Annotated in this window: 17 protein-coding genes; 13 read left to right on the forward strand and 4 right to left on the reverse strand. The window is 73.7% G+C overall.

Features of this window, described 5'->3' with window-relative positions; translation table 11 throughout:
- Positions 1-111: 111 nt before the first annotated feature.
- From IE274_RS16355 to IE274_RS16365, 3 genes are all read left to right on the forward strand, one after another.
- Positions 112-1,530: a peptidoglycan recognition protein family protein gene (locus IE274_RS16355; RefSeq protein ID WP_190116435.1), complete on the forward strand. Its 1,419-nt coding sequence runs from the start codon at positions 112-114 to the stop codon at positions 1,528-1,530.
- Positions 1,531-1,624: 94 nt separating this feature from the next.
- Positions 1,625-2,707 carry a mannose-1-phosphate guanylyltransferase gene (gene manB, locus IE274_RS16360; protein WP_190116436.1) on the forward strand — a complete coding sequence of 361 codons (1,083 nt, stop codon included), beginning with the start codon at positions 1,625-1,627 and terminating at the stop codon, positions 2,705-2,707.
- Positions 2,708-2,963: 256 nt separating this feature from the next.
- The gene (locus IE274_RS16365) at positions 2,964-3,968 is read left to right on the forward strand and encodes a DNA-3-methyladenine glycosylase family protein (protein ID WP_190116437.1); all 1,005 of its coding nucleotides are present in this window, start codon (positions 2,964-2,966) and stop codon (positions 3,966-3,968) included.
- Positions 3,969-4,043: 75 nt separating this feature from the next.
- Here IE274_RS16365 and IE274_RS16370 read toward each other — a convergent pair whose 3' ends face one another.
- The 3 genes from IE274_RS16370 to IE274_RS16380 form a co-directional block, all read right to left on the reverse strand.
- Positions 4,044-5,459 carry a coenzyme F420-0:L-glutamate ligase gene (locus IE274_RS16370; protein WP_190116533.1) on the reverse strand — a complete coding sequence of 472 codons (1,416 nt, stop codon included), beginning with the start codon at positions 5,457-5,459 and terminating at the stop codon, positions 4,044-4,046.
- A 59-nt stretch (positions 5,460-5,518) separates the two neighbouring features.
- Entirely contained in the window at positions 5,519-6,475 is a 957-nt protein-coding gene (gene cofD, locus IE274_RS16375; protein WP_190116438.1) for a 2-phospho-L-lactate transferase, read from the reverse strand.
- Between the two features lie 75 nt (positions 6,476-6,550).
- Positions 6,551-7,054, reverse strand: a complete 504-nt coding sequence (locus tag IE274_RS16380) for a cysteine dioxygenase (protein WP_190116439.1) — start codon at positions 7,052-7,054, stop codon at positions 6,551-6,553.
- 741 nt (positions 7,055-7,795) lie between these two features.
- On the opposite strand from IE274_RS16380, the gene IE274_RS16385 reads away from it, so the two are divergent.
- The 3 genes from IE274_RS16385 to IE274_RS16395 all read left to right on the forward strand — a co-directional run bounded on the left by IE274_RS16385 (position 7,796) and on the right by IE274_RS16395 (position 13,610).
- A complete protein-coding gene (locus IE274_RS16385) occupies positions 7,796-8,059 on the forward strand; it encodes a WhiB family transcriptional regulator (RefSeq protein ID WP_016642094.1) in 264 nt (87 codons plus the stop codon).
- 269 nt (positions 8,060-8,328) lie between these two features.
- Complete coding sequence (locus IE274_RS16390) at positions 8,329-12,120, forward strand: glycosyltransferase (RefSeq protein WP_190116440.1); 3,792 nt, start codon at positions 8,329-8,331, stop codon at positions 12,118-12,120.
- Positions 12,117-13,610 (forward strand): DUF5719 family protein, encoded by a 1,494-nt coding sequence (locus IE274_RS16395; RefSeq protein ID WP_190116441.1) that lies wholly within the window; start codon positions 12,117-12,119, stop codon positions 13,608-13,610. The genes IE274_RS16390 and IE274_RS16395 overlap by 4 nt, the downstream gene beginning before the upstream one ends.
- Before the next feature lie 113 nt (positions 13,611-13,723).
- Here IE274_RS16395 and IE274_RS16400 read toward each other — a convergent pair whose 3' ends face one another.
- On the reverse strand, positions 13,724-14,182 hold the full coding sequence (locus IE274_RS16400) for a metallopeptidase family protein (RefSeq protein ID WP_190116534.1): 459 nt from the start codon (positions 14,180-14,182) through the stop codon (positions 13,724-13,726).
- Between the two features lie 262 nt (positions 14,183-14,444).
- Here IE274_RS16400 and IE274_RS16405 point away from each other — a divergent pair, with 262 nt between their 5' ends.
- The 7 genes from IE274_RS16405 (at position 14,445) to IE274_RS16435 (ending at position 22,238) form a co-directional block, all read left to right on the forward strand.
- On the forward strand, positions 14,445-14,870 hold the full coding sequence (locus IE274_RS16405) for a DUF3499 domain-containing protein (RefSeq protein WP_190116442.1): 426 nt from the start codon (positions 14,445-14,447) through the stop codon (positions 14,868-14,870).
- A 222-nt stretch (positions 14,871-15,092) separates the two neighbouring features.
- Positions 15,093-16,709, forward strand: a complete 1,617-nt coding sequence (locus IE274_RS16410) for an L-lactate permease (protein ID WP_190116443.1) — start codon at positions 15,093-15,095, stop codon at positions 16,707-16,709.
- A gap of 86 nt (positions 16,710-16,795) precedes the next feature.
- On the forward strand, positions 16,796-18,160 hold the full coding sequence (locus IE274_RS16415) for a phosphomannomutase/phosphoglucomutase (protein WP_190116444.1): 1,365 nt from the start codon (positions 16,796-16,798) through the stop codon (positions 18,158-18,160).
- 112 nt (positions 18,161-18,272) lie between these two features.
- On the forward strand, positions 18,273-18,449 hold the full coding sequence (locus tag IE274_RS16420; protein ID WP_190116445.1) for a Trm112 family protein: 177 nt from the start codon (positions 18,273-18,275) through the stop codon (positions 18,447-18,449).
- Positions 18,450-18,545: 96 nt separating this feature from the next.
- Positions 18,546-19,844, forward strand: a complete 1,299-nt coding sequence (locus tag IE274_RS16425; RefSeq protein ID WP_190116446.1) for an SIS domain-containing protein — start codon at positions 18,546-18,548, stop codon at positions 19,842-19,844.
- Between the two features lie 156 nt (positions 19,845-20,000).
- The gene (gene manA, locus IE274_RS16430) at positions 20,001-21,152 is read left to right on the forward strand and encodes a mannose-6-phosphate isomerase, class I (RefSeq protein ID WP_190116447.1); all 1,152 of its coding nucleotides are present in this window, start codon (positions 20,001-20,003) and stop codon (positions 21,150-21,152) included.
- 111 nt (positions 21,153-21,263) lie between these two features.
- Complete coding sequence (locus IE274_RS16435; RefSeq protein WP_190116448.1) at positions 21,264-22,238, forward strand: cation diffusion facilitator family transporter; 975 nt, start codon at positions 21,264-21,266, stop codon at positions 22,236-22,238.
- Positions 22,239-22,319: the final 81 nt, after the last annotated feature.

Consider the following 22,319-nt stretch of genomic DNA (forward strand, 5'->3'; position numbering starts at 1 on the left):
GTGTCGCCGCTGCGGGCGGCCCAGTTGGGGCCGTCGGCCGGGCCGACGGGTCGTCAGTTCCGGGCGCCTCCCGATGGACAGATAAGTACAGGTATGTCAACTATCAGTTGTATGCGTGGATTCCTTGCTTCCTCGATCGGTGTCACCTGCGCCACGGCGCTCGCCCTCCCCCTCGCCCTGACGTCGTCCGATACCGCGGCCGTCACCCGGCCCGCCGCGGAGACACTGCCCGGCAGCACCCAGTCGCTGCCCCTGGGACCGCTCGGCGCCGACCGCGCGGGCGGCGCCGAGCCGCGCGACCAGGGGCTCGCCCGCCGCGACGTACGCCCGTTCTCCCTCGTGGGTGTCGTCTGGGACGACCCGGACGTCGAACTCCACGGCCGGGTCCAGGTCCGCACCCGCGCGACCGGCACCACGACCTGGTCCAGCTGGCAGGAGGTCGAGACCCACAACCACGAACACGCGGCCGACCCCGGCACGGCCGAGGGCGACTCGGGCCGCGTACGCGGATCGACGGCACCCCTGTGGGTCGGCGACTCGGACGGGGTCGAACTGCGGGTGCGGCCGGACGCCGACGGGGCCGACGCCGGGCGGGCCACCGGACGCGCCGGGCGCGTACTGCCCGAGGCGGAGTCGGCCCTGCCCGCGGGGCTGCGCCTCGAACTCGTCGACCCCGGCGAGCACCCGGCGCCGCCCGCCGGCGCGGGAGCGCCGCAAGGAGCCCCGGCGAAGGCCGACGGCGTCCACCAGGCCGGGCTGCCGGACGCCGCCGGCGGCCTCCTGACCGCCGAGTCCGCGGCCGCCTCCGCCGTGAACGCCGACCTCGCCCCGCTGGGCGCCACCGCCGTCACCCCGCTCGACCGGGCCCACACGCAGGCGGACCTCCTGGACGCGCGGGGCGGTGACGTCGCCAAGGCCAGGCCGTACATCGGGCCGCGCCCGCGCATCGTCACCCGGCGCGGTTGGGGCGCCGACGAGAGCCTGCGCGAGCGGAACTTCGCGTACACCAGGACCGTCAAGGCGGCCTTCGTGCACCACAGCGCGACCGGCAACAACTACAGCTGCTCGCAGTCGCCCTCCGTCCTGCGCAGTATCTACCGCTACCACGTCAAGAGCAGCGGCTGGCGCGACTTCGGCTACAACTTCGCCGTCGACAAGTGCGGAAACATCTACGAAGGCCGTGCCGGGGGAGTGGCCAAGGCCGTCCTCGGCGCGCACACTCTCGGTTTCAACAGCAACAGCATGGGCATCGCCGTCCTCGGCACGTTCACCAACACCAGGCCGCCCAAGGCCGCGGTGACGGCGGTCGCGAAGCTCACCGCGTGGAAGCTCGGCCTGTACGGCGCGAATCCACGCGGAACGACATACCTGAAGTCGGGCGGTGGGAACCTCTACAAGAAGGGCAGCATCGTCAGGCTCAACGTGATCTCCGGTCACCGGGACGGATTCGCCACCGAGTGCCCTGGCCGCCGCCTGTACTCCAAGCTCGGAACGGCTCGGTCCGCTTCGGCTCGCTACCAGGGCCGCTGAGGTCCCTCGCCCTGCGGACCCGCTCATCCATCTGCATACACTGGCCGGCCGACACGAAACCTCGGCCGGCCCCAGCAGGAAGCAGAGACGACAGGTGACAGAAGCGATTCTCCTGGTCGGCGGCAAGGGCACCCGGCTGCGCCCGCTCACGGTGAACACACCCAAGCCGATGGTCCCGGCGGCCGGTGTCCCCTTCCTCACCCACCAGCTGGCCCGCGCCCGCGCGGCGGGCGTCGACCACATCGTCCTCGCCACGTCCTACCTCGCGGAGGTCTTCGAGCCGTACTTCGGCGACGGCTCGGAGCTCGGCCTCCACATCGAGTACGTGACCGAGGAGGAGCCCCTCGGCACCGGCGGCGCCATCCGCAACGTCGCCTCGCGGCTGCGCTCCGGTCCGCAGGACCCCGTCCTGGTCTTCAACGGCGACATCCTCACCGGCCTGGACATCCGCGCCCTCGTCGCCGAGCACGAGCGGGTCGACGCGGACGTGTCGCTCCACCTCACGAAGGTGCCCGACCCGCGGGCGTACGGCCTGGTCCCCACCGACCCGACCGGCCGCGTCACCGCCTTCCTGGAGAAGCCGCAGACGCCCCAGGAGATCGTCACCGACCAGATCAACGCGGGCGCGTACGTCTTCCGCCGCTCCGTCATCGACACGATCCCGGCCGGCCGGCCCGTCTCCGTCGAACGCGAGACCTTCCCCGACCTCCTCGCCTCCGGCGCCCACCTCCAGGGCATGGTCGACTCGACCTACTGGCTGGACCTCGGCACCCCCCAGGCCTTCGTACGCGGCTCCGCCGACCTCGTCCTCGGCCGCGCCCCGTCCCCCGCCGTGCCCGGCCGCTGCGGCGACCGGCTCGTCCTGCCCTCCGCCCACGTCGCCTCCGACGCGAAGCTCACCGGCGGCACGGTGATCGGCGAGGACGCCTTCGTCGGGGAGGGAGCACGCCTCGTCGGCAGCACCGTCCTCTCCGGCGCCGTCATCGAGCCCGGCGCCGTCATCACCGACTCCCTCATCGGCGCCCGTGCCTCCGTGGGCGCCCGCTCGCGCCTCACCGGGGCGGTCGTCGGCGACGGGGCGCACGTCGGCGCCGACAACGAGCTCCGGGACGGCGTCCGCGTGTGGTGCGAGGCGCGGCTGCCGGCGGGGTCGGTGCGCTTCTCCTCGGACCAGTAGCTGGTGCCGCCGTCCGGCAGGTCGCCGAGCCACCTGCCGGACGGCGGCCCGCCCCCGGCGGTATGTCAGCCCGTCGTGGGGGTCCCCCTGCTCCTTAAGAGCTTGGGGGAGTTTGCGGACGGGCGCGGAGCGCGACCGGCGCGGATCCGTCCCAGCCGAAGGGGACGTCGGCGGGAGGGCTGGGGTCCAGGGGGCGCAGCGCCCCGGTTTCGGGAAGGGGCGGGATCGGGGAAGGGCCACCACGTACCCTCGACGGGTGTCGTCCCGCTTCGTCCCGCGCCCCACCCGCACCACAGTGCGCGGCGGCGAAGCACCGATCCCCCAGGGCACCCCCCGCCGGCACACCGCAGCGGCCACCCGCACCTGGACACCCCCCACCCCCCTGAACCTGAGCCTCACCCTCGGCCCCCTCCGCAGAGGCCCCGCGGACCCCACCTTCCGCACCACTCCGGACGGCTCGGTGTGGCGGGCGACCCGCACCCCCCAGGGCCCCGCCACCCTCCGCGTGGCCCTCCGCGCAGGCGCCGCGGAGGCGGAAGCCTGGGGCCCGGGCGCGGGCTGGCTCCTGGACGGCCTCCCGAGCCTCCTCGGCGCCGCGGACACCCCGGAGGACTTCGAGCCCCGCCACCGCCTGGTCGCCCAAACCGAACGCCGCCGCCAGGGCCTGCGCCTCCTCCGCACCGGCCTGGTCATGGAGTCCCTGATCCCGTCGATCCTGGAACAGAAGGTCACGACGGACGAGGCCTACCGGGCCTGGCGCCTCCTGATCCGCAAGTACGGCGAACCGGCCCCCGGCCCCACCTCCGCCCGGGCCCCCATGCACGTGATGCCGGACCCCCGTACGTGGTCCCGCATCCCGTCCTGGGAGTGGCACAAGGCAGGCGTCGACAACAAACGCGCGTCGACGATCCTGCGCGCCGCAAGGGTGGCCCCCCGGCTTGAGGAAGCGGCGGCGATGGACCCCGTGGCCGCCCGCACCCGCCTCGAACTGGTCCCCGGCATCGGCCCCTGGACCTCCGCCGAAACCGTCCAGCGCAGCAACGGTGCCCCCGACGAGGTCACCGTCGGCGACCTCCACCTCCCCGGCATCATCGGCTACGCCCTGGCAGGCGACCGCACGGCCGACGACACCCGCATGCTGGAACTCCTGGCCCCCTACCAGGGCCACCGCCACAGAGCGGCCCGCCTGATCCTCCTGAGCGGCCGCACCCCGCCGCGCCGCACCCCGAAGATGCGCAAGGCGAACATCGCGGCACTCTGACGAGAGCCGGGGTCCAGGGGGCGCGGCGCCCCTGGTCACGGGACGGGGCGGGACCGGGGAAAGCCCCGCAGGGCCCTACCGCACGGCCACGAACCCCTCGACCTCCCGCCCCACCCGCCCCGCCGGAGGCGACACCGGATGCCCCACGGCAACAGCTCCCATCGGATCCCAGTCCCCAGGAAGCTCAAGAGCCCCCCGAACGACATCCCGGCAGAACATCGTCGAGGACACCCACGCGGACCCGAGCCGTTCCCCGGCCAGCGCGACGAGGAAGTTCTGCACCCCGGCCCCCGCGGCCACGACGAACATCTCCCGCTCGGCCCCGTCCCGCCGGGCGTCCCCGTACGTGTGGGCCCCGTCCATGACGAGACAAGGCACCACGAGACAGGGCGCGTTCCGCAACACGTCCCCCCGCCGCACCCGCCGGGCGATGGCGTCCTCGGACCTGCCGTCCCGCCGCAGATCCGCGATCCAGGCGTCCCGCATGGCGTCGAGCAACCGCACCCGCGACGCCGCGGATTCAAGGAGCACGAACCGCCACGGAGTGGTGTGGTGCGGAGCGGGCGCGGTGACGGCAGCGGCGACGGCACGACGTACGGCACCGGGGTCGACGGGCTCGTCGGTGAACTCCCGGACGGTCCGCCGCAGCGACAACGCCTCCCGCACGGCCTCGGACGTGCCGAGCCGGAACATGTCGTCCCGAGCGTTCCGCACGAGGGCCCGAGCCCCGACGTCCTCGGCACCCGCGACCGACGCCTCGGAGCCCGGCTCCTCGGCCGCCGCCCCCTGGAAGCCCGACCCCGCGGAGCCCGCCCCCTGCTGGCCGACCACATGCGAAAGCCCCCGGACGACGGCGACCGGCAGCCCCGTGGCCTTGCCCTTGACGAGGTCACCGGCGGCGGCCAGCTCATCGGCGGTGGCGACGACGGTGGCGACGAGCGGATTCCCGTACGAGTCCGTGCCGCCGCGCAGATCGTCGAGGACCCGCACGCCCGCGGCACCGATGGCGACGTCGGTGAGCCCGGCCCGCCAGGGCCGCCCGAAGGTGTCGGTGACGATGACGCCGACGTCGACGCCGAGCGCGTCGCGCAGGCCGCGGCGGATGGCGCGGGCGGAGGCGTCGGGGTCCTCGGGGAGCAACAGGATGGTCCCGGCGGGGGTGTTGGAGGCGTCGACCCCGGCGGCGGCCATGACGAGGCCCTGCCGGTTCTCGACGATGCGCAGCGTCCCGCGCCGCGCCACGACGCGTACGGTCTCCGCGTCGATGGCCGCTTCCCGGTCGGCCGCGGCGACGACACGCCCCTCGGCCTTGCTGACGATCTTCGAGGTGACGAGCACGACGTCCCCGTCGGCGAGCGCGGGCTCGGCGGCGGCGATCAGCTTCGCGACATCGTCACCGCGCCGCACCTCGGGCAGCCCGCCCACGGCCCACACCCGAAATCCCGGAACACCCCCCGAACCCGCCCCGGACCCTGCCGCCCGGGCCCCCACAGGGCCCGACCGCGCCGAACCCGACTCCGCCGCCCCCGGCCCCGCGCCCTCGGCCCCTCTCACGCCCGCACCTCCTCAGCCAGCGCCAGTGCCTCCCGCGCCATCGCCGTGGTGGCGTCCTCGTCCGTCATCAGGAGGGGGATGGCTCGGCACCGGATCCCGGCGGACTCGACGCGCTCGACGGCGGACGCGTCCACGGTGTCGACGAGCCAGCCGTCGAGGAGGCCGCTGCCGTAGTGCTCGGCGACGGCGGCGGCCGTGGTCTCCACGCCGACGGCGGCGAGGACCTTGTCGGCCATGCCGCGCACGGGCGCGTCGCCGACGATGGGGGAGAGGCCGACGACGGGGACCCCGGCCTCGGCGATGGCCTCGCGGATGCCGGGCACGGCCAGGATCGTGCCGACGCTCACGACGGGGTTGGACGGCGGGAAGAGCACGACGTCGGCCTCGGCGATGGCTTCGAGGACGCCGGGCGCGGGCTTGGCCTGCTCGGCGCCGACGGGCACGATCGCGTGCGCGTCGACGGACGCGCGCAGCCGCACCCAGTACTCCTGGAAGTGCACGGCCTTGCGCTCGCCGTCGAGTTCGATGCCGACGTGCGTCTCGACGCGGTCGTCGGACATGGGGATGAGCCGCACGCCGGGCTGCCAGCGCTCGCACAGCGCCTCGGTGACGGCGCTGAGCGGATATCCGGCGGCGAGCATCTGGGTGCGCACGATGTGCGTGGCGAAGTCCCGGTCGCCGAGCCCGAACCAGCCGGGTCCGACGCCGTACGCCGCGAGTTCCTCCTTGACCTTGAAGGTCTCGTCGGCCCGCCCCCAGCCCTGTTCCTCGTTGATGCCGCCCCCGAGCGTGTACATCACCGTGTCCAGGTCGGGGCAGACCTTCAGGCCGAACAGGTGGATGTCGTCACCGGTGTTGCCGATGACCGTGATCGCCGCGTCGGGCGCGGCCTTCTTGAGGCCGCGGAGGAAACGGGCGCCGCCGATGCCGCCGGCCAGAACCACAATGCGCATGCGCCCAGCATCGCAGGCGGGTACGACATCGTGTCAGGCGGTCACGGGATCCCGCGGCCGAACAGGCGTCCTGGCTCAGGCGGTGACGGGGTCCTGCGGCGCGCGGGCCTCGCAGTGGGCCGTGTGCATCGGCATCTCGGTGAGGCCGGGGTAGTACACGTGCAGGCTCACGGCCGGTTCGAGGGAGTCGTTGACGACCTCGTGGACGTACCCGGGCGCGAAGACGCGCTGCGCGCCGGAGTCCAGGGCGCGGGTGCCGCGCTCCGTACGCTCCGTCAGTTCGCCCTGGAGGATGGTCAGTACGCCGCTGGAGCGCCCGTGGTCGTGGGATCCGCTGCCCTGTCCGGGCACCCACGACAGGAGCCACACCTCGTAGCCGGGCCCCGTGCGCAGGCGGTGGTACCAGCGGGTGGCGGCGTCGTACTGGACGAGGGGTGCCCACTGGGAGCGGTCGGCGGCGATGGCGCGGGCGAGGCCCGCGAACTCGGCGACGGTGGCGGGGTGCTCGCGCGCGGGCTGGAGGAGGTGCGGGACTTCGAGGATGTCGCCGGCGATCTGGAGGTCGCTGTCGCTGTTCATGGTGCGGTGGTTCCTCAACGTGTGAGTGCTGGGGTGTCGCAGGAAGGGGTCGTACACAGGCGTACGAGGAGAACGAGCTCTACGTAGGAAACGAGCTGTACGCGGGGGAGTGGCTCAACAGCGGGAGGCGGGTCGCCTCAACAGCTGGAACACGCGCACGTACAGAGACAGCGACAGCGCGCGGGGGCAGCACCGGAAGACCCGCCAGTGCGGGTCACGGAAAGCGCCAAGTTCGCGAGCATGCCCACCAGGACAGCGGCTCACACCCGTGGTGTCAACTCGACGTCCGAAATGTGGACAATGTTTCATCTCATCCGGTTCCCCTGAGCGGCGAAAGGTTTGTGCAGTCGCCCCGCGGGACACATGCCGCATCAACCGGCGCTCGCGGGCGCGTCAACCGGCGCGTCAACCGGCGCTCGTCCGCCGTTGTGATCCTGTGATCCGAATGTGATCCGGTTCGCTTCGGTGTCGTCCGATGCAACGGGAGTGAGTGCCGTGGCGTCCCTGTCATTGAGTGCCCGTGACAGGGCGGGCGGCGGACCGGCCGCTGGGAAGTGTCACGTTTTAGGTAGATTTGAACACTTTCCGCAAAGCCTTGGTTCCGCAGAGTGAATAAGGGGCCCAATAGCAGATCTCGGCTTGACTGCCCCGGATCGGCACACTTGTAATTTCACTCGTGTCGTTCAGCCGAAATCGGTAACGGCAGCATCACGGGGACGCAAAGACAGACGAGGGGCGCACATGACCGAGCTGGTTCAGGAACTGCTGGTCGAGGACGCGGACGAGGAACTCGGCTGGCAGGAGCGCGCACTGTGCGCCCAGACCGACCCCGAGTCCTTCTTTCCCGAGAAGGGCGGCTCCACGCGCGAGGCCAAGAAGGTCTGCCTCGCTTGCGAGGTCCGCTCCGAATGCCTTGAGTACGCGCTTGCGAACGACGAACGGTTCGGCATCTGGGGCGGCCTCTCGGAGCGCGAACGCCGCCGCCTGAAGAAGGCGGCCGTCTAGCCGGGCAGTCGTCCGCCCCCGCCCCGGGGCCGTACGACCACCCGTGCCGATCCTCCGCACTGCCCCCTTCGAGCGGCACACATACCCCTTGTTGCCGCTTGACGCCACTTGCCCGCCGCACAACGAACAGCCCGTCGCCCAAGGGTTATCCACAGGCGGCGGGCTGTTGTGGTGCCAGCCGTTAGTGTGGGGCCCCGTCCGAGACGCCACAGCGCCCCCACGGGGCGCGCGCGTCCACCGCAGTCCAGCGAACCGGGGCCCGTACCTCGATGTCCGTGCACAGCCACCCGGCAGCCCACGAAGGCGCTGCCGCCGGGTTCGACCCGTCCCGCGCGGCCGGCCTCGACCCGGCAAGCCCACCCGAGTTCCCGCGGCATGTCGTCACCGCCGTGCTCGTCTCCCACGACGGCGCCCGCTGGCTGCCCGACGCCGTCGCCGGGCTGCTCGGCCAGGACCGCCCCGTGCAGAACGCGATCGCGGCCGACACCGGCAGCGCCGACGACTCCGCGCGCCTGCTCACCGAGGCCCTCGGCCCCGACCGCGTGCTGCACCTGGCCCGCCGCTCCGGCTTCGGCACCGCCGTCGACGAGGCGGTCCGCACGGCGCCCGTGCTCACCCCCGAGGAACTGCCGTACCTCAAGCGCCCCAGCGGCTGGGACCCGGTGAGCCGCAGCTGGCGCGACGAGGCGTACGACCTGCCGGAGCTGCCGCACGGCGAGCCCGAGCAGTGGCTGTGGTTCCTGCACGACGACTGCGCGCCCGAGCCCGGCGCCCTCGCCGAGATGCTGCGCGCCGTCGAGAACGAACGCGAGCTCGGCCAGGACACCCAGGACATCGCGATCATCGGCCCCAAGCTCCGTGGCTGGTACGACCGCAGGCAGCTCCTGGAGGTCGGCGTCTCCATCGCCCACTCCGGCCGCCGCTGGACCGGCCTGGACCGGCGCGAGCAGGACCAGGGCCAGCACGACCAGGTGCGGCCCGTGCTCGCCGTCTCCACCGCCGGGATGCTGGTCCGGCGCGAGGTCTACGAACGGCTCGGCGGCTTCGACCGGCGGCTGCCGCTGATGCGTGACGACGTCGACCTGTGCTGGCGCGCGCACACGGCCGGGCTGCGCGTCCTGGTCGCCCCGGACGCCGTCGTGCGGCACGCCGAGGCGTCCTCGCGCGAGCGCCGCACCGTCGACTGCGTGGGCCGCACGGCCACCTCGCCGCACCGCGTGGACAAGGCGGGCGCGGCGTACACCCTGCTGGTGAACTCCCGCACGGCGGTGCTGCCCTGGGTCCTCGTGCGGCTCGTCGTCGGCACGGTCCTGCGCACCCTCGCCTACCTCGTCGGCAAGGCTCCCGGCCAGGCGCTCGACGAGGTCGCCGGTCTCTTCGGCACCCTGTTGCGGCCCGAGCGGATCCTCGCCGGACGCCGGAAGCGCGGCAAGCCGGTCGTCGAGGCCAGTGAGACCCGGCCGCTGTTCCCGCCGCCCGGAGCCACGGTCCGCGCCACCGTCGAGCAGGTCGCGAGCAACCTGGTCGGCCGCTCCGACGCGGAGGTCACGGCCGCGGGCCGGCACGGCGGCGCCGTCGAGTCCGGACCCGGCGGCGACGACGCCGACTTCCTGGAGATCGAGCAGTTCGCCCGCGTCAAGCGCATCGCCCGCAAGCCCGGACCGGTGCTCTTCGTAGTGCTGCTGTTCGTCTCGCTCATCGCCTGCCGGGCCCTGCTCGGCGGCGGCGCGCTCGCGGGCGGGGCGCTGCTGCCCGCGCCCGCCGACGCCTCCGGGCTGTGGTCGCGGTTCCTGGACGGCTGGCATCCGGTGGGTATCGGCGGCACCGAGTCCGCGCCGCCCTACCTGGCGTTCCTCGGCTTCCTCTCGACCCTCCTGCTCGGCTCCAGCGGCCTCGCCGTCACGGTGCTCCTGGTCGGCTCGGTGCCGCTGGCGGGCTTCGCGGCGTACTTCGCGTCGCGGCCGCTGGTCCAGTCGCGCCTCCTGCGCGCGTGGGCGTCCGTCGCGTACGCCTTCCTGCCCGCCGCCACGGGCGCGCTCGCGGGCGGGCGCATCGGCACGGCAGTCCTCGCGATCCTGCTGCCGCTCATCGCGCGCGCGGGCGTCTCGGCCAGCGGCCTGGCCGCTCCGGAGGGCGCGCGCGGCAGCTGGCGCGCCACCTGGGCGTACGCGCTCCTGCTGACCGTCACGACCGCCTTCACGCCGATCGTGTGGCCCATCGCGGCCGTCCTCGGCGTGGCGCTGCTCGCGGTGCACCGCCGCGACCTCACCGCGTACGGACCCCGGTTCCTCGCCGCGCTCGGCACGCCGCTGCTCGTGCTCGCGCCGTGGTCGCTGTCGCTGCTGCCGTTCGGCTTCTTCAAGGAGGCCGGGCTCGAGTACGGCACGGGCGCCGCGTCGGCGCTCGACCTGCTCGGCGCCAGCCCCGGCGGGCCCGGCACCGTCAGCGGCCTGCTGCTCATCGGCATCGTCCTCGCCGCGCTCGGTGCGCTGCTGCGCGGGCAGCGGCAGGCGGCGATCCGGACCGCCTGGGCCGTCGCCCTGGTGGCACTGGTCTTCGCGGCCCTGTCGAACGGCTCGGCCTGGGCGGGCCCGGCCACGCTCGCGTACGGCATCGCGCTGCTCGCCGCCGCCGCGCTCGGCGCCGACGGGGCCCGCGCGCGGGTCGCCGAGCAGAGCTTCGGCTGGCGGCAGCCGGTGGCCGCGCTCATCGCCTTCGCCGCCGCCGCGGGGCCGCTGCTCGCCGCCGCCGGGTGGATGATCGGCGGCGCCGACGGGCCCCTGCAGCGGCGCGATCCGGTGCAGGTGCCCGCGTTCGTCGCCGAGGAGAGCGGCACCCAGGACCAGGCCCGCACGCTCGTCCTGGACAGCGCCACGACCGCCGAGGTGTCGTACACCCTCGTGCGCGGCGCGGGCGCCCGCCTGGGCGACGCGGAACTCGCCGCGGCCGACGGCACCCACGAGCGGCTCGACCGGATCGTCGGCCGCCTCCTCGCGGGCTCCGGCGCCGACCAGGCCGACCAGCTCGGCGGCTACGCGGTGCGCTACGTCCTCGTCCGCGACGGCGCCCCCCGTCAGCTCGGCCGCACCCTCGACGCCACCCCCGGCCTGACCCGGCTCAGCCAGGAGGACGGCAGCGCCCTGTGGCGGGTGGACCGGCAGGTCGCCCGCGCCGCCATCGTGCCGAAGTCCGGCGACCCGGAGCCGGTGGCCGCGGGCCCCGTCGAGCTGCACACCCGCATCCCCGCGGGCAAGGAGGGCCGCGTCCTGCGCCTGGCCGACTCGGCCGACGCGGGCTGGACGGCCACCCTGGACGGCCGGACGCTGACCCGTACGACCGTGGACGGCTGGGCGCAGGGCTTCGAGCTGCCCGCGACCGCGGGCCGCCTCGACGTCACGTACGAGCCGACGGCCGGTCACACGGGCTGGCTGTGGGCGCAGGGCGCGCTCGCCGTGGTCCTGGTGGTCCTCGCGCTGCCCGGGCGGCGCCGGGACGTCGACGACGACCTGCCCGAGGAGCCCGTCGTGCCCGCCCAGGCGGTCGCGGGCGAGGGCCGCAGGGCGCGCAGGCTGCGGGCCCAGGGCGAGGCGAGCCCCGACGGCCCGGACGGCTCCGACGCGGAGGGCCTGGGCGCCGTCCCGGCCCAGCACACCCCGGACCAGGCGCCCGGGTACGACGCGTGGCAGACCCCCGCCCCGGCGGGCGCCGACCAGGGCGCGTACGGCGGCGAACAGGGCTACCAGGGCGGGCAGTACGGCTCCTACGAGCAGCCGTACCAGGCCGACCCCTACCAGGCGGGCCCCGGCGGCGCCGGGCACAGCGGCCAGTACGACCCGTACGCCTACGGAGGGTCCTACGGGGGCGACCAGCCGGGCTACGGGCAGACGTACGACCCCGCGGGCACGGTGGGCTCCGGCGCTCCGGGCGAGGCGGACCCGGCCGGCCGCGGGGACGGCGGCTACGCCCAGCAGCCCCCACCGGTCCCGCCGCAGTCCCCGCCGATGCCGCCGCGGCCCCCGCGCGGCCCCGACAGTGAGCGTCCCGACGGGAGCCAGCAGTGAACCGCACCACCGTGTCCCTGATCGCCGCGACGGCCGCCCTGGCCGCCGTCACCGGCTTCGCCTCGGTCAACGCCCCCGACGGCGGCGACGACGCGGCGAAGACCGCCAAGCGGCTGCCCGTGGAGCGCACCAGCCTGCTCTGCCCCGAGCCCAGCACGTCCGACCTCGCGGAGACGAGCTACACGGCCTTCACGCCCTCCTCCGGGGGCGCCGTGAGCGGCGGCAAGGCCGAGCTCCTCCCGGCCCCCAAGGTCCTGACGGACACCCACCAGGGCAGCAAGGACCGCACGAAGGGCCTCAAGCCGTTCCTCACGCAGAAGGCGCCGGGCAAGCCCGTGACCGGGGAGGAGTCCGGTGCCGAGGCGCCCGCGCTCGTGGGCAGCGCCGACGGCGCCCTCGCGCCCGGCTGGACCGTCCAGCAGACCACCACGGTCAGCGCGGGCTCCGGGCGCGGTGTCCAGGGTGCCAACTGCGTCGCCCCGGACACCGAGTTCTGGTTCCCCGGCGCCAGCACCGCCAAGGGCCGCAGCGACTACATCCACCTGACCAACCCGGACGACGCGGCGGCCGTGGTGGACGTCGAGCTGTACGGCCGCGACGGGAGCATCAAGGCCGACGTCGGCCAGTCCATCCAGATCCAGCCGCACTCCAGCGTCCCCGTGCTGCTGTCCACGCTCACCGGCAAGCCGTACACGAACATCACGATGCACGTCGCCGCGCGCAGCGGGCGCGTGGCCGCGGCCGTGCACTCCTCGGACGACAAGCTCGGCGGCGACTGGCTGCCCGCCTCCACCGACCCCGCCCCCAGCCTGGTCCTGCCCGGCATCCCCAAGGACGCCACGTCGGTGCGCCTGGTCGCCTTCGCGCCCGGCGCCGACGACGCCGACCTGAAGGTGCGCCTCGCCTCGCCGACGGGCCCGATCACCCCGGCCGGGAACGAGACGCTGCACGTGAAGTCCGGCATGACGGCCGCCGTCGACCTGGGCGACGTCACCAAGGGGGAGCCCGGTTCGCTGCTCCTGACGCCTACGGAGGACGCGGTTCCCGTGGTCGCGGGGCTGCGGGTCACGCGCGGCAAGGGCGACAAGCAGGAGACCGCGTTCATCCCGGCGACGAGCCCCGTCGGCGCCCGCGCCACCGTCGCCGACAACCGCGCCAAGGGCTCCACGCTGTCCCTCGTGGCCCCCGGGAAGACGGGCCGCGTGAAGGTCACCGCGTCGGCGGGCACGGAGGCGGGGGAGCCCGTCACGAAGACGTACACGGTCAAGGGCGGCACGACCCTCGCGGTCGAACCGCCGGTCCCGTCCGGGCTCAAGGGGTCGTATGCCCTCACCCTGGAGACCCAGTCCGGCGGCCCCGTGCACGCCGCGCGCATGCTGGAGCTCCCGGAGAACGGCATCCCGATGTTCACGGTCCAGACGCTGCCGGACGACCGGGGGATGGTGGCCGTTCCTGAGGCCGAGCAGGACCTGGACGTGCTGCAGAAGTGAGGCCGGGGGTTTCCCGCTGAGGCCGGGGGCTTCCTGTTGAGGCCAGGGGCTTCCTGCTGCGGCCGGGGGGGGCGCCCCGCGGGCACCCCGGCCTGCTCCTCCAGGGCCCCGGCCTACTCCTCGCCGTACCGGGGGTCCACCGACTCCGGTGAGAGGCCGAGCAGCTCCGCCACCTGTTCCACGACCACTTCGTGGACCAGCGCGGCCCGCTCGTCCCGGCCCTTGGTGCGGATCTCGACGGGCCGCCGGTAGATGACGACCCGCGCGGGCCGCCCCTCGGAGGCCGAGATCGTCCCGCCGAGCGGCACCGTCCCGGTGCTCCACTCCTCGTCGGTGGCGTCCCCGCCGATGGTCGGCGGCACGTCGAGCACCAGGAAGTCGATCTCGGTGAGCTGCGGCCAGCGCCGCTCCAGGCGCTCCACGGAGTCCTGCACGAGGTCGGTGAAGGCCTCCGCACGGCTGGCCGAGAGCGGCACCTGGGGCGGCGCCACGGGGCCGCGCATGCCCCTGCCGTGACGGTCGCGTCGGCGGGGCCTCGGCTCACTGGAGCGGGGTTGTACGGGGTCGTCCATCACTGGGGAAGCGTAGTCCTCGAGATCGCCCTTTCCGCACGGAGCACGGCATGTCGCTTCCTGACCATTCCAGCCAAGCTTGGGCTCGATTGCGTATCTCTCCGGGACCGTCGATCTCGCGACGATTGGCCGCATTTGTACCGAGTGGTGACCGCGTTCAACACCGCTGACCCCACTGGTCCCTTGCGTCTTCGCAGGTCAGCGGCGCGCCCACGGACGGCCCCGGGCGCGGGATCACGACACGACACGGGGGAGTGACCTCATGGAGAGTCGTCGCGGCCCGCTCAAGAGTGCGGTACCGTCCAACGTCGTGAGCCCTGTACGTCGCTGTTCGCGCACCGCTTGCGGCCGTCCCGCCGTCGCGACGCTGACGTACGTCTACGCCGACTCGACCGCGGTCCTCGGCCCCCTCGCCACCTACGCCGAACCCCACTGCTACGACCTGTGTGCCGAGCACTCCGAGCGCCTCACCGCGCCGCGCGGCTGGGAGGTCGTCCGCCTCGCCGACGGCTCCGGTCCGGCCCGGCCCAGCGGTGACGACCTCGAAGCGCTCGCCAACGCCGTGCGGGAGGCCGCGCGGCCGCAGGAACGGGCCGCGGGAGCCGGTGGCGGCGGGGCGCGGGCGGCGGACCCGATGGAGGTCGCCCGCCGGGGGCACCTGCGGGTGCTGCGCTCACCGGAGTCCTGAAGGCCCTCTCCGTAGAGGTCCGTTATTCACTCTTGAACAACCGGCCCTTCACTCTTGAACAACCCGCCCCGCACGCCCCATTGACGTGACGTTGGCGCGGACACGACCATTCCCCTCATCCGTGAGAGATCGCTTTCCGCATCACGGAAACGCTCGTGGTGCCGCGTCGGCCGTTTCGGCCGTCGCTGACCGCGAGCCCACGGAACGTCCGGGGAGGCCCCTGTGTACGTCCAGGAACTGGAGCCCGTAGCCGACTCGCTCGGCCTGTCCGCCCTCGTCGCGACCCTGCCCCTGCTCACCGTCCTCGTCCTCCTCGGCGCCGTCCGCGTGCAGGCCCACCGCGCGGGACTCATCGGCCTCGCGGTCGCCGTCGCCGTCGCCTGGCTCGCGTACGGCATGCCGCTCGGCCAGACCGCGTCCGGCGCCGCGCAGGGCGCCGTCTTCGGGCTCTTCCCCATCCTGTGGATCGTCGTCAACGCCCTGTGGGTGTACCGGATGACCGTCCGCACCCGGCACTTCGACATCCTGCGCCGCTCCTTCGGACGGCTCTCCGACGACCCGCGCATCCAGGCGCTCGTCATCGCCTTCTGCTTCGGCGCGCTCCTGGAAGCGCTCGCCGGCTTCGGCGCCCCCGTCGCGATCTGCTCGGTGATGCTGGTCGCGCTCGGCTTCGACCCGGTGCGCGCCGCCGTCGTCGCCCTCGTCGCCAACACCGCACCCGTGGCCTTCGGCGCCATGGGCACCCCCGTGGTGACGCTCGCCCAGGTCACCGGCATCCCGCTGGACACCGTCGCGACCGTCGTCGGCCGCCAGACACCGCTGCTCGCCCTCGTCGTGCCGCTGCTGCTCGTCGTCCTGGTCGACGGGCGGCGCGGCCTCCGCGAGACCTGGGTGCCCGCTGCGGCCTGCGGATTCGCCTTCGCCGCCGCCCAGTTCGCGGCCTCCAACTACGTCTCCGCGCAACTGGCGGACATCGGTGCCGCCTTGGCGGGCGCGGGGGCGCTCGTCGCTGTCCCGGGCGCCCGCAGACCGGCCGCCGAGCCCGTCCGCGCCGCCGTCCTGACCGGAGCCCGCAGCGAGGACCTGGACCACGACGACCCGCGCGCGGACGTGGTGCGCGCCTACGCCCCGTACGCCCTCATCGTCGCGATCTTCTCCGTCGCCCAGATCCCGCCCGTGAAGGACTTCCTCGCCGAGGCGACCCGCACCTTCGACTGGCCCTTCCTGAACGTCGGCGACCCGACGGGCAAGCCGGTCGGCGGCAACGTCTTCTCGCTGCCGATCGTGTCCACCGGCGGCACGCTCGTGCTCCTCGCCGGCGTCGGCACGGCGGTCGTCCTCGGCGTCCACGCGCGCGTGGCCGTGCGCGAGTGGGTGGCGACCGTGCACGAACTGCGGTTCGCGATCCTCACCGTGACGAGCGTCCTCGGGCTCGCGTACGTCATGAACCTGTCCGGACAGGCCGCCACCATCGGGCACTTCGTGGCCGACGCGGGCGCGGGCCTCGCCTTCCTGTCGCCCGTGCTCGGCTGGTTCGGCGTCGCCGTGTCCGGCTCCGACACCTCCGCCAACGCGCTCTTCGGGTCGCTCCAGGTGACGGCCGCCCAGCAGTCGGGGCTCTCGCCCGAACTCCTCGCCGCCGCGAACAGTTCGGGCGGCGTCCTCGGCAAGATGATCTCCCCGCAGAACCTGACGATCGCCTGCGCGGCCGTCGGCCTCGCGGGCAAGGAGGGCGACCTGCTGCGCAAGGTGCTGCCCTGGAGCCTCGGGCTGCTCCTGGTGATGTGCCTGATCGTGGTCGGCCAGAGCACGCCGGTGCTGGGGTGGATGCTGCCCTGAGGCGCCTTCGGGCTTGGCGGTGCGGGTAGTTTGTTGCCACCGACGTGGGCTTGCCGAGCTCCCTGAACCTTGCAGAGAGGGTTGCCGTGACTGCTGACCTGTCCCAGCTCGTGAAGGCGTACGACGTGCGCGGGGTGGTCCCGGACCAGTGGGACGAGTCCCTCGCCGAGTTGTTCGGAGCGGCCTTCGCGAAGGTGACGGGCGCGACGGCGATCGTCGTCGGGCACGACATGCGGCCCTCCTCGCCGGGCCTCTCGGGCGCCTTCGCGCGCGGGGCGACGGCACTCGGCGTCGACGTCACCGAGATCGGCCTGTGCTCGACGGACCAGCTCTACTACGCCTCCGGCGCGCTGAACCTGCCCGGCGCGATGTTCACGGCCTCGCACAACCCGGCGCAGTACAACGGCATCAAGATGTGCCGCGCGGGCGCCGCCCCCGTCGGCCAGGACACCGGCCTCGCGGACATCCGCGCCCTGGTCGAGCGCTGGTCGGACGAGGGTGCCCCCGAGGCCGCCGCGACCCCCGGCACGGTCACGCGGCGCGACACCCTCAAGGACTACGCGGCCCACCTGCGCTCCCTGGTCGACCTCACCACCATCCGCCCGTTGAAGGTCGTCGTCGACGCGGGCAACGGCATGGGCGGCCACACCGTCCCCACCGTCTTCGACGGCCTGCCCCTCACGCTCGTCCCGATGTACTTCGAGCTGGACGGCACCTTCCCCAACCACGAGGCCAACCCACTGGACCCGGCCAACATCGTCGACCTCCAGGCGCGCGTGCGCGAGGAGGGCGCCGACCTCGGCATCGCCTTCGACGGCGACGCCGACCGCTGCTTCGTCGTCGACGAGAACGGCGGCCCCGTCTCGCCGTCCGCGATCACCGCCCTGGTCGCCGCCCGCGAACTCGCCAAGCACGGCGGCTCCGGCACGGTCATCCACAACCTGATCACCTCCTGGTCGGTCCCGGAGGTCGTCCGCGAGAACGGCGGCACGCCCGTGCGCACGCGCGTGGGCCACTCCTTCATCAAGGAGGAGATGGCCAAGTCGGGCGCCATCTTCGGCGGCGAGCACTCCGCGCACTACTACTTCCGCGACTTCTGGAACGCCGACACCGGCATGCTGGCCGCGCTGCACGTCCTCGCGGCCCTCGGCGGCCAGGACGGCCCGCTGTCCGGCCTCGTCGCCCAGTACGACCGCTACGCGGGCTCCGGCGAGATCAACTCCACGGTCGACGACCAGACGGCGCGCCTCGCGGCGATCCGGGCCGCGTACGAGGGCCAGGAGGGCGTGACCATCGACGAACTCGACGGCCTGACCGTCACGTCCACGGACTGGTGGTTCAACGTCCGCGCCTCCAACACGGAGCCCCTCCTCCGCCTCAACGCGGAGGCCCGCGACGAACAAACGATGGCGAAGGTACGGGACGAGGCCCTGGCGATCATCAGGGGCTGAGCCGCCCCCGCCCCGGCGCAGCCCCGCCTCGACCAAGCCCGGGCCCCCCGCCCAGCGGTACCCTGACCAGGCCACACGGCCACATACCCGCACGCCCGAAAGGACCCGCACCATGCCGCTCGAAGCCGGCCTCCTGGAGATCCTCGCCTGCCCGGCCTGCCACGCCCCCCTCAAGGAGACGGACACGGAGCTGGTCTGCACGGCGAGCGGCACGGACTGCGGCCTGGCCTACCCGGTCCGCGACGACATCCCCGTCCTCCTGGTCGACGAGGCCCGCCGCCCCGCGTAACGATCGAAGAGGCGCACCGTACGACGCCGCGACCGGCACTCCGTACGACCACCCAGCCCGCCACCCGCCGCGCGCGGCGATCGGAGGCCGCCCCTCATGCTCGACGACTCGCTCCTTGACGCCCCCGAGGCCCTGGCCCGGGCCGACCTGCACGATCTGCTGCGGGGCGCCGCCGAGGCGGGCGCCCGCGTGCGGACCGCGGTCCGGCACGCCACGGAGTCCGGCCTCACGGAGCTCAAGCCGGACGGCCGCCCCCGCGCCGTCCTGATCGCGGGCCCGGGCACCGCGGCCACCGGCGTGGCCGACCTCATCGGCGCGCTCGCGGGCACCGGCTGCCCCGTCGTACGCCTCGCGCCCACCGGAGTCGCCCCCGCCGCGGGCGCCCTGCGCTGGTCCCTGCCCGGCTGGACGGGCCCCGTCGACCTGCTGCTCATCGTCACCCCGGACGGCACGGAACCGGGCCTGCCGCTCCTCGCCGAGCAGGCGTACCGCCGAGGCTGCACCGTCGTCGCGGTGGCCCCGGCCCGCACGCCCTTGGCGGAGAGCGTCGAGGGCTCGCACGGCCTGACGGTCCCGATGGCCACCTCGCCCGCGGCGGCGTACGGCACGTACGGCGAGGCGGAGAGCCGCGTCCGCACGCGCGAGGAGCCCGCCGACCCCGCGCAGGCGGACCCCGTCGGACAGCAGAGCCTCGGCCGCCCCGGCGCCGCCCACGGCGTACCGGAGGACCGCGGCCCCCTGACCACCCCGCACAACGATCCGTCGGAGGCCCCCGCGGCCGCCCCCGGCACCCTCTGGGCGCTGCTCACCCCGCTGCTCGTCCTCCTGGACCGCACCGGCCTGATCACCGCCCCCGTGGACACCCTCCAGAAGGTCGCCGACCGCCTGGACGAGGTCGCCGAGCGCTGCGGCCCGGCCATCACGACGTACAGCAACCCCGCGAAGACCCTCGCCGCCGAGCTGTCCGAGTCGCTGCCGCTGATCTGGAGCGAGGGCCAGAGCGCGGGCATGGCGGGCCGCCGCTTCGCCGCCGCCCTCGCCGAACTCGCGGGCCACGCGGCCCTCGCCGCCGAACTGCCCGAGGCCCTGCCCGCGCACGCCGCGCTGCTGGCGGGCGGCATCGCGGGCGGCGCCGATGCCGACGACTTCTTCCGTGACCGCGTCGACGAAGCGGCCTCGCTGCGCGCCCGCGTGGTCCTGCTCCGCGAGCGCCCCTCCGACGCCGGGGGCCTGACGGCCGCGCCCGCCGCCCGCGAGCTGGCCCACAGCCACGACGTGCCGCTCAGCGAGCTGGAGCCGGAGGACGGCAGCGACCTGGAACGCCTCGCCGAGCTGATCGCCATCACGGATTTCGCGGCCGTTTACCTGGCGCTCGCCTCCGGGGGCCGATCATGACGGCACGCCGACAGTGACGGTACGCCGACCACGACCGCACGCCGACGATGACGGCACCGCCCGCGCCCGCCAAGGCGCCCGCACCCGCCGGGTGACCGCCCCTGCCGGGGCGCCCGCACCCGCGTACCCGCACCATCCGTAAGGGAGACCTCCCCCGTGGACCGCCTCACCAACACCATCCGCCCCTACGCCTGGGGCTCCACCACCGCCATCGCGGAGCTGACCGGCGCCGAGCCGACCGGCGAGCCGCAGGCCGAGATGTGGATGGGCGCCCACCCGGGCGCACCCTCGCGCACCGAGCGCGGCCCGCTCGACGAGGTCATTGACGAGGACCCGGCGCGTGAGCTGGGCCCGCGCGCCGTCGCCAAGTTCGGCCCGCGCCTCCCGTTCCTCCTGAAGATCCTCGCTGCCGGCGCCCCCCTCTCCCTCCAGGTCCACCCGAACCTGGAAGAGGCCAAGGAGGGGTACGACGACGAGGAGCGCCGCGCCGTCCCCATCGATGCCCCGCACCGCAACTACAAGGACGCCAACCACAAGCCCGAACTGATCTGCGCCCTCACGCCGTTCGACGGACTCTGCGGCTTCCGCGCCCCCACCGAGGCCGCCGACCTGCTCGCAGGCCTCGGCGTCGACTCCCTGAAGCCGTACGTCGACCTGCTGCACGCCAAGCCCGAGGAGGCCGCGCTGCGCGAGGTCCTGACGGCCGTGCTCACCGCCGACCCGGACGACATGGCGAAGACCGTCACCGAGGCCGCGGCCGCCGCCGAACGCCTCGGCGGCCACTATGCCCCGTACGCCTCGATCGCCCGGCACTACCCCGGCGACCCGGGCGTCATCGCGGCCATGCTCCTCAACTACGTCCAACTCCAGCCCGGCGAGGCCATGTTCCTCGGCGCCGGAGTCCCGCACGCCTACCTCGACGGCCTGGGCGTGGAGATCATGGCCAACTCGGACAACGTGCTGCGCTGCGGCCTCACCCCGAAGCACGTCGACGTACCCGAACTCCTGCGCGTCGTCCGCTTCGAGGCCACCGACCCCGGCGTGCTGCGCCCCGAGGCGTCAGCCGACGGCGAGGAGGTCTACGAGACGCCGATCGACGAGTTCCGCCTCTCCCGCTTCGTCCTGCCCGAGGGCGGCGCCGCACACGACCTCACCACCGGGAACCCGCAGATCCTGCTCTGCACCGCGGGCACCGTCCGCGCGGGCGACCTCGCCCTGACACCCGGACAGTCCGCGTTCGTCCCCGCGGGTGAAAAGGCCGAAGTGTCCGGGACCGGCACGGTTTTCCGCGCCACTGTGGTGGCCTGACCCACCCCGCGCCTCCCGTGCTGCAACAATGACCCACCGCAAAGGCCGGGCAAAGCAGCGCCCGGCCGTGGGCAACGCGTAGTGACGCAGGCGAAGGGACATCGGGCACACATGAGTGCGTCAGGCGGAACAAAGGCGATCGTGGCGGCACTCGCCGCCAACCTCGCGATCGCGGTGGCGAAGTTCGTGGCGTTCCTTTTCAGTGGCTCGTCCTCGATGCTCGCCGAGAGCGTCCACTCGCTCGCCGACTCCGGCAACCAGGGCCTGCTGCTCGTCGGCGGCAAGAAGGCCCAGCGCGAGGCGACCCCGCAACACCCCTTCGGCTACGGCCGCGAGCGCTACATCTACGCGTTCCTGGTCTCCATCGTGCTCTTCTCCGTAGGCGGCATGTTCGCCATCTACGAGGGCTACGAGAAGATCAAGCACCCGCACGAGATCGAGCACTGGTACTGGCCGGTGGGCGTCCTGGTCTTCGCGATCATCGCGGAGTCCTTCTCCTTCCGGACGGCCATCAAGGAGTCCAACGCCCTGCGCGGCAAGCTCACCTGGATCCAGTTCGTCCGCCGCGCCAAGGCCCCCGAACTGCCCGTCGTGCTCCTCGAAGACCTCGGCGCGCTCGTCGGCCTGGTGCTCGCGCTCGGCGGCGTCGGCCTCGCCCTCGCCACCGGCGACGGCGTCTGGGACGGCATCGGCACCCTGTGCATCGGCGTCCTGCTCATCCTCATCGCGATCATCCTCGCCGCCGAGACCAAGTCGCTGCTCCTCGGCGAGGCCGCGGGCACCGAAGAGGTCGAGAAGATCGAGCAGGCCCTCGTCGACGGCGACACCGTCACCGGCGTCATCCACATGCGCACCCTCCACCTCGGCCCCGAGGAACTCCTCGTCGCCGCCAAGGTCGCCGTCCAGCACGACGACACGGCCCGCGAAGTCGCCGAAGCGATCAACGCCGCCGAGGACCGCATCCGCGCGGCCGTCCCCATCGCCCGAGTCATCTACTTGGAGCCGGACATCTACAACGCGGAAGCCGCGGCGACGGGCACGAACCCGGCGAAGTCCCCGGGCGGCGCGCCGGAGGGCGACCACTGAGGAGCCGCCCGCCCCACCCTGTGCCGTGCACCTGACGTTCGCGTCCAGGTGACAAGGGCCCCGCACCATTCCGGTGCGGGG

The sequence above is a fragment of the Streptomyces flavofungini genome, assembly GCF_014650815.1.
Taxonomy (GTDB): Bacteria; Actinomycetota; Actinomycetes; order Streptomycetales; family Streptomycetaceae; genus Streptomyces; species Streptomyces flavofungini.

What these genes read in the sequence shown, in the direction of transcription:
- IE274_RS16355 (WP_190116435.1), top strand. Translation starts at nt 112, where the DNA reads ATGCGTGGATTCCTTGCTTCCTCGATCGGTGTCACCTGCGCCACGGCG.
- cofD (WP_190116438.1), bottom strand. Translation starts at nt 6,475, where the DNA reads ATGCGCATTGTGGTTCTGGCCGGCGGCATCGGCGGCGCCCGTTTCCTC.
- IE274_RS16380 (WP_190116439.1), bottom strand. Translation starts at nt 7,054, where the DNA reads ATGAACAGCGACAGCGACCTCCAGATCGCCGGCGACATCCTCGAAGTC.
- IE274_RS16385 (WP_016642094.1), top strand. Translation starts at nt 7,796, where the DNA reads ATGACCGAGCTGGTTCAGGAACTGCTGGTCGAGGACGCGGACGAGGAA.
- IE274_RS16390 (WP_190116440.1), top strand. Translation starts at nt 8,329, where the DNA reads ATGTCCGTGCACAGCCACCCGGCAGCCCACGAAGGCGCTGCCGCCGGG.
- IE274_RS16400 (WP_190116534.1), bottom strand. Translation starts at nt 14,182, where the DNA reads ATGGACGACCCCGTACAACCCCGCTCCAGTGAGCCGAGGCCCCGCCGA.
- IE274_RS16405 (WP_190116442.1), top strand. Translation starts at nt 14,445, where the DNA reads ATGGAGAGTCGTCGCGGCCCGCTCAAGAGTGCGGTACCGTCCAACGTC.
- IE274_RS16420 (WP_190116445.1), top strand. Translation starts at nt 18,273, where the DNA reads ATGCCGCTCGAAGCCGGCCTCCTGGAGATCCTCGCCTGCCCGGCCTGC.
- IE274_RS16425 (WP_190116446.1), top strand. Translation starts at nt 18,546, where the DNA reads ATGCTCGACGACTCGCTCCTTGACGCCCCCGAGGCCCTGGCCCGGGCC.
- IE274_RS16435 (WP_190116448.1), top strand. Translation starts at nt 21,264, where the DNA reads ATGAGTGCGTCAGGCGGAACAAAGGCGATCGTGGCGGCACTCGCCGCC.